The sequence below is a fragment of the Fulvivirga lutimaris genome (assembly GCF_009711525.1).
Lineage (GTDB): Bacteria > Bacteroidota > Bacteroidia > Cytophagales > Cyclobacteriaceae > Fulvivirga > Fulvivirga lutimaris.
Genome location: NZ_SMLV01000309.1, coordinates 1 through 12,691, shown reverse-complemented (window position 1 = coordinate 12,691; position 12,691 = coordinate 1). Strand labels below are relative to the sequence as shown.

At 38.0% G+C, this 12,691-nt stretch carries 8 protein-coding genes; 1 reads left to right on the top strand and 7 read right to left on the bottom strand.

Annotated elements, in window-relative coordinates:
- The 3 genes from E1140_RS05960 to E1140_RS05950 all read right to left on the bottom strand — a co-directional run.
- On the bottom strand, window positions 1-1,229 hold a 1,229-nt coding region (locus E1140_RS05960; RefSeq protein WP_155180249.1), incomplete at its 3' end, for a RagB/SusD family nutrient uptake outer membrane protein.
- 20 nt (window positions 1,230-1,249) lie between these two features.
- Window positions 1,250-4,150, bottom strand: coding sequence for a SusC/RagA family TonB-linked outer membrane protein (locus E1140_RS05955; protein ID WP_155180246.1), 2,901 nt, complete (start codon window positions 4,148-4,150; stop codon window positions 1,250-1,252).
- Between the two features lie 217 nt (window positions 4,151-4,367).
- A complete protein-coding gene (locus tag E1140_RS05950; RefSeq protein ID WP_155180243.1) occupies window positions 4,368-5,231 on the bottom strand; it encodes a fructosamine kinase family protein in 864 nt (287 codons plus the stop codon).
- Between the two features lie 72 nt (window positions 5,232-5,303).
- Between E1140_RS05950 and E1140_RS05945 the strand changes: the two genes are divergently transcribed.
- The gene (locus E1140_RS05945) at window positions 5,304-6,557 is read left to right on the top strand and encodes a DUF819 family protein (RefSeq protein WP_155180240.1); all 1,254 of its coding nucleotides are present in this window, start codon (window positions 5,304-5,306) and stop codon (window positions 6,555-6,557) included.
- A gap of 2 nt (window positions 6,558-6,559) precedes the next feature.
- Here E1140_RS05945 and E1140_RS05940 read toward each other — a convergent pair whose 3' ends face one another.
- The 4 genes from E1140_RS05940 to E1140_RS05925 form a co-directional block, all read right to left on the bottom strand.
- Window positions 6,560-9,031: a TonB-dependent receptor gene (locus tag E1140_RS05940; RefSeq protein ID WP_155180237.1), complete on the bottom strand. Its 2,472-nt coding sequence runs from the start codon at window positions 9,029-9,031 to the stop codon at window positions 6,560-6,562.
- Window positions 9,012-10,376, bottom strand: a complete 1,365-nt coding sequence (locus E1140_RS05935; RefSeq protein WP_155180234.1) for an HTTM domain-containing protein — start codon at window positions 10,374-10,376, stop codon at window positions 9,012-9,014. Before E1140_RS05935 ends, E1140_RS05940 begins: the two co-directional genes overlap by 20 nt.
- Window positions 10,376-11,482 carry an imelysin family protein gene (locus E1140_RS05930; protein WP_155180231.1) on the bottom strand — a complete coding sequence of 369 codons (1,107 nt, stop codon included), beginning with the start codon at window positions 11,480-11,482 and terminating at the stop codon, window positions 10,376-10,378. The genes E1140_RS05935 and E1140_RS05930 overlap by 1 nt, the downstream gene beginning before the upstream one ends.
- A gap of 46 nt (window positions 11,483-11,528) precedes the next feature.
- Window positions 11,529-12,691, bottom strand: a 1,163-nt coding sequence (locus E1140_RS05925; protein WP_155180226.1) for a DUF4856 domain-containing protein, incomplete at its 5' end; no start/stop codon positions are given.

The following is a 12,691-nucleotide window of genomic DNA, read 5'->3' as shown; positions in this document are numbered from 1 at the left end:
TCATATCTCCTTAGGTCTATCATTCTATGACCTTCACTCCACAGTGAGTATCTCCGTTGGTTTAACATCTCATCTATTAAACCAGCTTTATTATTCACAATCGTGGGTTTTGCAGTAGCAATTGGGTCAAGGCCTGCTGCTGTTCTGATCACGTCTAAAGCTGCTTCTGCCTCAGATAAGTTGTCTGTCATAAGGTTTGCTTCAGCATAAATTAAGATCAACTCTTCATTTCTGATTATATCAATCGGAGAGGTTGAAGATGCAAACAACCTAGTTTCATGAGTTCCGCCAACACCACTAAGGGTAGTTGGAGTTTCTCTAGGAGCTGTCTTGTTTGCTACCCTCAAATCACCTGCTTCCGCGTCATTAATGAATCCATTGTTAACAACGATTTGATCTCCATTTTGATTTGGAGCTTTAAAAAGACCGTTTAAAACATCAGCACCCGTATTACTAAAAACCATCTTTGGGCCAACAGTTAGGTCACCGTTAAGATCAAAAAATGAGCTTTGTAATTCTGTTAGCGCATTAGCTCCATTTCCTAAGTATAATTCAACACGAGCAGCTAAAGCTCTGTTAAATTCAAGGAATGTGCTAGGTGTGTCAAAACCTGCAAAACCTGTGGTTAGGTTGAAAGCAAAATCAGCTCCGGCTAGTTGAGTTTCAGCTTCATCAAGTAAGGCTTGGATTCTTGTGAATGCAGCGCTTTTATTTACAATAGGTCCTAAATTATCAGGATCAGCGACATCTATTCGAATACCATTTTCATTTTGAGCATTAATTAGCATCAAAAACTGATGGGCTAACAATGTATTTGCAAATCCTTTGTAGCCATTCTTTTGAGCATCTGTTACAATTGCGTTGTCAGCAGCTTCAAGAAGAATGTTAAGGTTTTTGATAGTTCTATATCTGGAATTCCAAGGACCTGTAGTATAAAAGGTGTTGTTATCCAGCGTGCTTACATTTGTACCTAAAAGGTCAGTTCTATTTCGTGGATCTGCATCAAAAAGATAGAGTTCACGAGCTAACGTGCCTGAGGCAGTTACATATGTTGAGTGATTAGTTCGCATGGCAGCTAAACTACCCGTAACAATGTTATTTAAATCAATGCTAGTAGCTCCAGAAATAATATTGTTAACAGCTGGGCTATTAGGGTTTACTTGCTCATCAATTTCACAACCTGTGACTAGTATCAATGATGCGAATAAGTATTTTATATAATTTTTCATAATACTATATTTTTCGTCAATTAAAATGTTAATGCTACGTGGAAGTAGAATTGTTTTGAGCTTGGGTATGGTGTTACATCCAATCCATTAGAAATTACACCACTTCCATTTACAGATACTTCGGGATCGTATCCCGAGTAGTCAGTTTTAGTCCAGAGGTTTCTTCCAGACACACCGAGTTTCACGTTATTTAACGTATTTCCTAACCCAGCTAATGTAGACTTAGGAATTGTATAATAAAGAGCCACTTCTCTTAATCTCCAATATCCAGCAGGTTCAATGTAAGTATCAGCATACTGAGCACCTCTTTCGTCAATGGCAGGGTTTATACCGCCATCATCGAATAGGAGGTTAGAGAGGTTAAGTACATCTCCACCTTTTTTCCAATGAAGCATAAATGAAAAGTCGAAGTTCTTAAGGAAATGCAACTGATTAAAAAATGACATCTGAAAATCAGGAGCCGAGTTTCCAACAGCTGTTGCTTCACCATCTACGTTTTGAAAAATAGACGTTAGTAAAGATCCTTCCTGGATATAAAATGTTCCTAAACCTAATCCAAAGCCATTTCCTGGTGCAGGGAATGGAGGTACACCTAATCTTGTTAATTCAGATTCATTCTTCCAAAAACTTGTGGTAGAAGTCCACTCTATGTTATTTGATTTAACAGGTCTTGCTGTTAATGCCAGCTCAATACCCGTATTTTTAAGATCAGCGTCATTCAATACCGTAGAGCTAAACCCTGTTGAAGTGGGAATACTCCTGTCAAATAATAGGTCTTTAACCTCTCTACTATAGTAAGTGGCTTCTAAGCTAATTAAACCATTAAGGAAGCCCATATCAACACCAAATTCTAACTCTGAGGATGTTTCAGGAAATAAATTCGGAGTACCCTTTGATGGGTTGATAATTACTCCTGCATTTCCTTCGATGTTGTTTGAGTTAAATACTGTAAAAAGTGAACCGTAAGAAGCTGAACTACCCGTTTCTCCATATGCAGCTCTTATTTTAAGCTGACTGATTTTGTCCATGTTCCAAAAGTCAAATTCATGAATATTGGCAGCTAATGATGCTTTGAAAAAGCTGTAGTATTTGTTAGGGTCGCCATTCAAACTGGACTTATCAGACCTAACACCTATTGTAGCAATAATCTGATCTCTGAAGTTCAACTCTTCCTGGAAGATAATTCCAAACTCTTCCTCATTCTGTCTTATCTGATTAATAGACTGAGTGCCACTTTGGCTTAAGCTCGTTTGACCAGGAATGAGTTGAGTAGCTTGGTTGTAAACAAGATCTCGCTTAAAATTCAAATAAGAGATACCAGCTTGGGTACTTAATCTTATATCACCACCACCAAGAAACTTATCATAAACTAAGAAAGACTGGTAATTAGTATTAGTAAAAGTGTTTTTACCTACACCAATAAAACCGTTGTTTATACCTCTTTGTGCCTGATGTGTTTCAGGAACATAAATAAATGATTCATTGATGAAGAAATCAAGACCACCGTTAAAAGTAAATTTCAGGTAATCATTGTCGCTTTTAATAATATCGTAAGAAGCATTAACTCCTTGTATAAACCTGTTAATCTTGTCATCATTTTTAGCTCTATCTCTAACAAAAAGCATATTACCAAATGATGTAGCATTATCAGGGTAGTTGCCAAATTCATCGGGGTGAAGTTCATTCCAAGGACGAGTGTAAGCAAGGTTGTAACCATAAGACAAGCCTCCTTCATTCTCATTTCCACTAAATCCTCTGTTTGTGAATGTGTTGATATAGTTGGAGTTAGTCGATACTGTAAACTTATCGCTTACTTTATGCTTCAAATTCAGTCTTATCGATTTTCTATTAAAACCAGTGTTTTTTACAATTCCTTCCTCATCTCTTAAAGAACCACCAATGTAGAATGAGGTCTTTTCATTACCCCCAGAGATATTAAGTTTTGTGTTCGTGATTAATCCGGTCTCTCCATAAATTTCATCTTCATAATCATAAACTTTTCCAGCAGCCTGTGCCGCAGTGAATATAGCAGCTTCTGCAGCGCCATAAGTGTCAGTTACTTTTGTTGCATCCCAGTCCCTCATGCCAATGAGTCTTTGTACCTTATTGAAGCCAATATCTTGTCCAATAGTTACTCTGGTCTTCTTATTAGAACCACTTTTTGTTGTAATAATAATAACCCCTGCATTTGCTCTGGTTCCATAAATGGCAGCGGCCGATGCTCCTTTAAGAACTTCAATGTTTTCTATATCATTAGGGTCAAGATCTGCAATTCTGTTTGCCGAATTTTCTTCATTGCCTCTGTTAGCACCTGACGCAAACCTTAATCCTGATGGAATCTCAGCATTACTTATGTAAACACCGTCTACAATGTATAATGGTTGGTTATTTCCTTTAATAGAAGAAATACCTCTAAGTCTAACCCCTGTGCCACCTCCCGGTGCACCAGAACTTGCTACAATGTTTACACCTGTAAGCTTGCCGTATAAAGCTCCATCAAGAGTAGATTGACCAGTAGTACCAGTTAGCTCTTCTCCTGATACAGTACCTACTGCATTGGCTAAGTTTGATCTTTTGACCGTAGATGCTAGACCAGAGATTACAACTTCTTCAAGACTTGTAACATCTTCGGACATCGCAACATTTAGAGTTGCTGAACTAACAACAACTTCTTCAGTAAGAAATCCAATAAAGCTAAAGAGCAAGGTTGCTCCACTATTTACTGAAATGGAATAGTTTCCATCAATATCAGTAATAGTACCTTGACTGGTTCCTTTAATAACAACGTTGACTCCCGCGACAGGGTCGCCAGTAGTATTGTCTGTTACTTTACCAGTAACGTTAAGTTCCTGTGCTTGCATTACCTGAGTTGTCCCCAGAAGAAATAGAAGCACCCAAAAAAGTGAGTAAATTTTCTTCATTTGATTGTTGGTTTAAGTGTTAACTGCCAATATAGTAAATTACGGTAGGCAAACTATATTTTTCTTGCCTAAATATGAGGGGTAAAAAATATTGAAAAGCTAATTATGATCATTTCAATCGTTTTAAATTTTCAGAATGCACAGAACATTATTCTGTATGGCTTTAGTTATCAGGTTCTTATAGTTTTGGAAATCTGGCTTTATTACTTATAAAAATCTAATTAAATCTTTCTAAAGTAAAGAGAATTTGATTTATATATCCTCGGCCAAATAAATTGAGGTGGATTAGAAGTGGGTACAAATTATAGATGTCAATTCTAGCATCTAAACCACCCGATGTGGGGTAGGTTGAAAGATAGGCTTCGTAAAAAGAAGTATCAAAGCCACCAAACAATTTTGTCATAGCCAGATCCACTTCTCTATTACCATAATATACTGCAGGGTCTATAAGCACTGGTCTTCCTTTTTCATCTACCATGACATTGCCACTCCACAAGTCACCATGTAAAAGAGCAGGTGGTCCTATTTCTAAGAGGCTGTCCAGCTGTTTGTATAATTGTTCAAACTTTTTGGAAACCTGTTCATCCATTAAGCCTTTTTCTCTAGCTAATTTAACCTGAGGTTTTAGTCGGTTTGAAATGAAAAACTCGATCCAATCTTCCGATTCTGAATTGTCCTGAAGTAAAGACCCCGCATAGTTATTATGAGATAGGCCATACTTTTTACTTGTGATCTTGTGCTGATGAGCCAAGCCTTCTCCAAGAATTTGCCAATAGTCAATTGACTTGGGTGCGGGTTGAATATTTTCTAACAATAAACAGGAAAACTCATCACCGTCATAATGATCAATAACCTGCGGTATTCGAAGTATACCTTGGTTCAGTAAATTGAGACCTTGGGCTTCTTTGTTAAAGATTTGAGGAAACTCTTTGGCCTTATTCCATTTAATGAAGTAGGAATGGTTTTTTGTGTTGATTGATCCTGTGTAATTAATACATCCTCCACCTACTGTTTGAAATGAGTCAATAGTTCCAATTCTTGTATTCAACCATTGTTGTATTTCATCAGGTAAGTACGCCATCTATTCAAAAATAAATGAATTTGTCATTTCATGTTTAAATCTATTAGTTTGTTCTTTTAACCAAGCTGAAAAATGGAACATAAAGAGGTTTTTCTAACTAATGATGCTGTGATTTTTGGAATCTTAATGATTCTGCTAGCACTAATTTTCAAAACATCAGCCCTCAAAACTCCTTTTTGGAAAAAGTTTTACACTTATATTCCGGTTATTCTACTTTCTTACTTTCTTCCATCATTACTTAATACCTTTGGGTTAGTAGATGCAGAAGCTTCGCAACTTTACTTTGTTGCCTCCAGATTTCTCTTACCAGCCTGTTTGGTGTTACTCACGCTTAGTATTGACCTTAAAGAGATTTTCAAACTTGGACCTAAAGCGCTTATTATGTTTTTTGCAGCCACTATAGGAGTTATAGTTGGCGGACCGTTGGCCATACTCATAATGTCTTACATCAGTCCTGATGCAGTTGGTGGTATTGGACCTGATGCGGTATGGCGAGGCATGTCTACCATTGCGGGAAGCTGGATAGGAGGAGGCGCAAATCAGGCGGCTATGTATGAGGTATTTAAGCCATCGGATGAGCTTTATTCAGTGAGCATTACGGTAGATGTTATTGTTGCTGAAATTTGGATGGCTATTTTATTATTGGGTATTGGGCGTAAAGAGCAGATTAATAAATTTTTTAAGGCTGACAATAGTTCAATAGCCACACTTAGGGACAAAATGGAAGCTTATAGTTTAAGTATTGCCAAAATTCCTAATGTCACTGATCTGATGATGATTTTGGGCATTGGTTTTGGTATAACAGGCTTGGCACATGCTGGTGCCGATTGGATTGCCCCTGCAATTGCTAACGGTATGCCTGAGCTTTCTAAATTTAGCTTAGATAGCAAGTTCTTTTGGATTATTGTGCTGGCAACAACCTTCGGAATTGCTGTTTCATTTACCAAGCTAAGAGAATATGAAGGTGCAGGTGCTTCCAAAATAGGTACTGTATTTATATTCATTTTGGTAGCCACTATTGGTATGAAAATGGACGTGCTTGCCATTTTTGAAAATCCTGGATTCTTTGCGGTAGGATTAATATGGATGGCATTTCATGCAATCATAATGATCGTTGCCGCAAGACTTTCACACGCACCATTTTTCTTTCTTGCAGTTGGTTCTAAAGCTAATATTGGAGGAGCAGCATCAGCGCCAGTGTTGGCAGCAGCTTTTCATCCATCACTAGCTCCAGTAGGCGTACTCTTAGCAGTTATGGGATACGCCTTAGGTACTTACGGAGCCTGGCTTTGTGGCTTGCTTATGCAGATTGCGGCTCAGAATTAACTTTACAGTTTTACCTGCAACGTGGTGTAAAATGATCTGGTTGCTGATGGGATAATACCTGGCCCGGGGTATCCTGTTGCCCTTCTTGTAAAGTACTCCTCATCAAGCAAGTTGTTAATGCCAGCTTCTAATCTAATAAACTTATATCGGTAAGATAATGAAATGTCCATAATACCATAAGATGGAATCTCGCCAATAATACCTTCTCTGCTATCACCTGGTGCTGGGATTTTAGTATTTTCTGCATCAGTATATTGTTGTGAGAGATATGTATACTGAACACTAGCTAATAGGTTTTTATAACCATATTTTAGACCAGTTTTTAAGTTTGCAAGAGGAATGAATTCAACCACTTTTCCTTTCACATTGTTCTCTTCAGACTTTCGGTAGGACGATGAGGTAATAGCCAGATTTACGAATGGATTGAGGCTAAACTTTTGAGTATTCATATCTAAGGAAGATGCTAAATTCCAGTCAAGAAAAACCTCAGTTCCGTATATCAATGCGTCACCAATGTTTTTTCTCACCCTATCACCTTTATTAGGTCCATCTTCTACCAATATTGTTCCTATTCTGTCATTGTAATTGAGTAGAAAACCGCCAACATCAAATGATAAATACTGTTGCCATTTGCCTCTAAAGCCAAAGTCACTAGTAAAACCTCTTTCATCTCTTATGTTAGGATCAATTATAAAAGTAGGGTTCACCACCCTGATGTCACTGAAAGTGACTGACCTGTAATTCTGGGAGATGTTAGCATAAAACTCAATGTTGTCATTGAAGTTGTTGCTTACACCAAGCCCCAACAGTGCAAAAGACCTTTCGAAGCTTCTATTATCTGTGGTGTCTTGCCTGAATATTTCATTACCCGCATTGTTATATCGTACAACAGTATACTTCCCTTCTGAAGCAGTTTTGATGTGCTCAAAACGTACACCTGGAGTAATGGATAAGTTATCATTGACGAAAATGATGTTCTCAGCAAAGAGAGCAATATTCTTATTCGGAAATTCGAAGTTAGACTGGTTTGGGTAGGAGGGGTACTGATCATTTTGTAGTGTGAAATTAGGATCAGTGGCATTAGTGCCTGCTCCCTGAACTGAAGTGTTTTCTGATTTGTAATATTTAGATCCAATAAGAAAAACGGACTTCCTTCTGGCAATTTGATACCTGGTAAGGTATTTAGCTTCAACACCCCAATTGTCAAATTGACCTTTGATGAGGTCTCTAGTAAATGCCGATGGATCATCAATCTCCGTTATAGGATTGCGTTCAGGTCTTTGTGGGTCACCTCTAAAGCCCAGAGCATTACGTTCTGCATTTAGACCGAATAGATTCAGACTAAAGTTTGATGCACTGGAAAGTTTGTGTTCAAATTTAAGGGCGGCTAGTTTCCAGTCTACTTCAAACCAGTTTCTATTTCTAATGCTCACATCAAGTGCTACTTTAAACTGTGTATCTGTAAGACCGCCAGGCTGTTTTGATAAGTATGATAAGTATGTTCCTTCTAATGAAAGCCTTGTTCTATCTGAGAAATTGTAGTTCAACTGGGTAAAAAAATTCTTTGAATCAAACTCAGAATTAGGTCTAAAACCATCACCTTGCTTATAGTTGAAATAGGTGTAATAACTAAACTTGCCAATAGTTCCTGATAAGCTATTGAAGCTCGTAAAAAGATTGAATGACCCTACTGTTTGTCGTGAGGTAAGCTCTATCTTTTTAGTAGGGTCTGGCTTATTTAGTTTGAAGTTTATCAGGCCTCCAAATTGGGTGCCGTATTGCAATGATGCCGCTCCTCTAATTACTTGTATTTCAGATAATGCCTCTGCGGGTGGTGTGTAATAACTCTCAGGATAACCTAGTACATCAGCACTAATATCATAGCCATTTTGTCTGGTATTAAAATTAGCCGTTCTGTTAGGGTCAAGGCCTCTGCCTCCAACATTTAGTTGCAAACCAGCATCATTATTCTCATAAATATTTAGTCCCACTACCTGAGCATAGATCTGCCTCGCATTATTGGCTGCCATATTAGCAACGGCCTGATCTAAAAGAATGATTTCAGATTTTTTGCCCGCATAAATTGATGTGCCTTCTACCGGGTTGAGTCTGCTCAAACTAAAGACTTCTTCTCTCTTTTGGCTAATCACTACCTCTGACAGTTCATTGCTGAATGGCTGAAGTTCAAACTGAGTGATGATATTCTCTTTTATATCAAAATATTGCTCCAATGTGTTATACCCAGAAGCAAAAATTATTAGGGTGTATTTTCCCTTTGATAGGTTTTTAAAAGAGAATTCTCCATTTGAGGAGGTTCTTTGTAATTCACTTGTCTCTTTAATAAAAACCTCAGCATCGGGCAGTGGTTTACTTAATTCTCCATCCAGCACTTTACCCGATAGGGTGAATTGGGCGCTGGCAGAAAATGCAACGCTAGTGAAAAGTAGTATAATACTAAAAGCCTTTAATCTCATCTTCAAATGGTAATAGCCAGTTCTTGGGTTTAAATGAATCACGCTGCTCCGCAAGGTTAACCTTTGGGTCTATATAAGGTTTGCTTCTTCTACCATTGAGAGCAACATAGCTCTCTACATATATTTCTGGATCAGTTTTGCCCTGCGTACTGTAATGTTCTTTCAGGTAATGAGCATACTCTAGAATAAAATCAGGTTGAGTAGCCATTTGCTTTTCTTGAAAAACGGTCAGATGTTCCATATTATCAATATGCAGCGTTTCTCCAGTTTGACTATCAACAACCTTAAATTGTGCTATTCCTGCCTTTTCCATGAGCATAACCCGCCATGAAAATCGAAAGCCTTCTTCAGTCCAGAAGAGCTCTCCAGGGTAGGCAAGATAACGAAAAGGAAAAACCAGCTGAATAAAAAAGAATATTGACAGCAGCCCAAACTTGACTTTTGAAGTCAAAGGTTTGTAAAGCAGAGTGATTCCATTGTTGAATTTCTCCGTACTTGCTTTGAATAATCTTCCTAAATAGTTCAGGAGCTTTTGGTGAACAGAAGCATCGAAGAAAATCAGGGCACTTACAATCATGATATAGGGAAACATGCCAATGGGAAATAAGACCCTGGTAAGCACATGAAAGACAACAACAAGCATAAAGGCAAATAACCTCGTTCGCTTGTATATGAGTAAAAATGGGATTGTGAGGTCATAAAGAGCACCACACCAACTAAAGGCATAAATAATCCAAGGCTTATGTAAAAGATCACCTATCAGAGGTAAATCATATTTTCCCGGTAGCCAGATTTTTAATGGCATTGCATGTACTAGCCATTCTGAATTTAACTTGGCCAGACCTGCATAAAAATAAACAATACATAAAAGCAGCTTTACAACATCAATTGTCCATTTTGGAATGTATTCAAATCTTTTAGTATTATCATTTTTGGCATCTAGAGAGAAATAAACACCTGCTGGAAGAAATATCATTATGAAGCTGAGCAGGCTTATAAAGTAATAATGGTTGAGGTAGGTGGTTTTGTCCATCAACTCTATGTAAGTGAAGCTTAAAAAAAATGTAATAATGGCTAGTTTGTATTTATAGCCCAGAGCAATGCCTATTGTAGATAAAGCACATATGAAGAATAGGAGATAGGTAAACTCTCCCAGGGGCTGTACCCACTCAAAGCCATAATATGTGAAATGGAATTTCGGGTTTATATAGAGCTTGGCTATCCATCCATAGCTCCAAAACCTGACAATGCTGATAAACATCATTAAACCAAACAAAATACGAAAGGCTGCTAATGGTGCAGCCTTCGTTGTTTTGTTGATATAGTTACTGACTATTGTCCGCATCAATCCCCATCAGCATCTACAAAATCTACTTTTATATTCAGCGCTTGAAACATATCAACTTTCATCAGCACTACATTGGTTTGTAAGGCATCATAAGTTGATAGCATTTCCTGATTATTGCTTTCAATTTGTTGTGAAAAACTATTGCTTAAGGTACTTGCCTTACTTAAAGCCAGGTCAAATTGATTATTGATGAGTTTTACAAGGTCTTCAGAAGATCCATTTTCATGAACAAAATTGAGATAGTCATCAAGGCTTTGGCCAGAACTACTTCCATCAAAAAAGTCACCATTGAAGAACGCTCTTACAGCATCTAGTGCAGTGATCAGTAACACCTTAGAAACATCATTTTTGTGATATGCTTCAACATTATCACTAAGAGGAGTATTCGAGAATACTCCTGCCGGTATACCAACCTTACCAGCTCTCAAAAACTTTTCATAATACAGCATGTAATCATTGATAAGCTTATTTACCGAGCTGGTTGCACTAGAGCCATCGTTAGCTATAAATGTTTCACGGTAGCCATTGCTCCAATCCTCCAAAACTGTTTCTGCTAAAGTATTTAACCTTGATGTTAAAGCACTTAGGTATGTTCCATACTGAGGGTTTTGACTGAATTTATCAGCGATTAAAGCATCATCAGAAGCCAGTCCGTTGATTAAATAATCAATGGCAGGAAATCCCTGAGCGACTCTGCTGGAGGGGAGTTCAAGGTTGTAATCACCTGTTAAAATGTTCGACTCAATGGTCTCAGCATTTGTAGGGTATATATTAGTGAAATCTCTCAGCGTAATTGCTTCGGCTTTGCCTATTTCAAACATTGACACCATTTGCCATGAGATGTAGGCTTCAAGCCATGCGGACCTTAACGTTACCAGATCATCAACTGATGATGTTTCATTAAAGGCGACTGTGGCTTCGTTAAGTGCTTTCAAAGAAACCGTGTATGCTTTGTAACCTGGAATTATAATATTATCAGCCCAGTTAATAAGCATTGCACCTCTATCAAAATTATCTGAATTGATCTGTGGCTCATCATCGCCTGAACACGCCCAGAATAAGAGTGCCGACAGTAATATAGTACCAAGTCGTAATGGCTTCATTTATTATTATTATTTAATCTAAATAAAAATATGAGCAAAAGTAATATTAGTTAGCAGCCTGGTCAATAGAAAATTCAAATTTTGCGGCTATTTCATCTGACAATTCATCAAGGGTAGTTGTATTAACATCCCATAATCCATTTGTACCGTCACCCAATAATTTTTCTAACATCGCATTGACTTCATTATGTGTGAAATAGGGTTGATCAGTATTCGGTTGACGGGTAAATTGCAAACTATAGATGAAACCGTATCCTTCAGAGAGTCCGTGAAAAGCCGAACCATATAAAGCACTATTTTCACGATCTTCAGGCAATGCGTTCTTTCCAGACTGGAGATAGTGTACAGCCCTGATGGCAATTACTTCCGATATTTTTTTTCTTATTATCTCAGCCTGCTGATCTCTGGTATTATAATCACCAGCTACTATAGCTGCACGTCCTAACTTAAACGCCTCAAATATCTCGTCTGCAATACCTGCGAAATCATCATCCGCCTCTACACGGCCTATATATTTGTTAAGAAAACTATCATCTGAACCAATAGAGGCGTTTGGGTTAGTCTTGTCAGCCGAGGTTCCATATAGGTAGCCATAGGCCTCATCCCACTTATGTTCCATTGTTGTGTAGTTCTTGCCATCTTCCAACAGCTCACTATCATTGCCTGCTCGATTGTCTGCCTCATCCAGCACAGCAGTTCCAAGGTAGTTGTTTAAAGCCTGATCAGTCATTAGGGCTCCAATTAAAGATTTAGCTACTAGTTGGTTATATTCTAAACCTTTGGCATTAACATACCTTGTTGAGCTTCCATCTGCTATTTGTCCTGCAGTGCCAGGGGCGGCAACGGTATTCTCATTTGGGAAAACCTCATTGACTTGTCCTGATATCCATTCTTCGAAGTCAGCTTTGATGATGCTTGATGTAGAAGCGTTAGTAAAGAAAAGATCTCTGGAAGCAGCTACTTTGCTTTTTATATTTTTGGTTTCTTCGTTTAATGCGGGGTCAGAAAAAGGGTGGGCATCTGAACCGTCAGCTGCTTCATTTCTATACATTTCTAATTGCTCAGCTTCAGTTGTGGAAAAGTCAGACATAGCAGATATCAATTCTTCAGCCATTTGAATTCTTGTGGTCTGTCCTGTAAATGATACAGTACTTTGTCCATTCCTTTCAAATGAGTAGGTATCAGGGTTATTTATTGAAGGGCCATTGT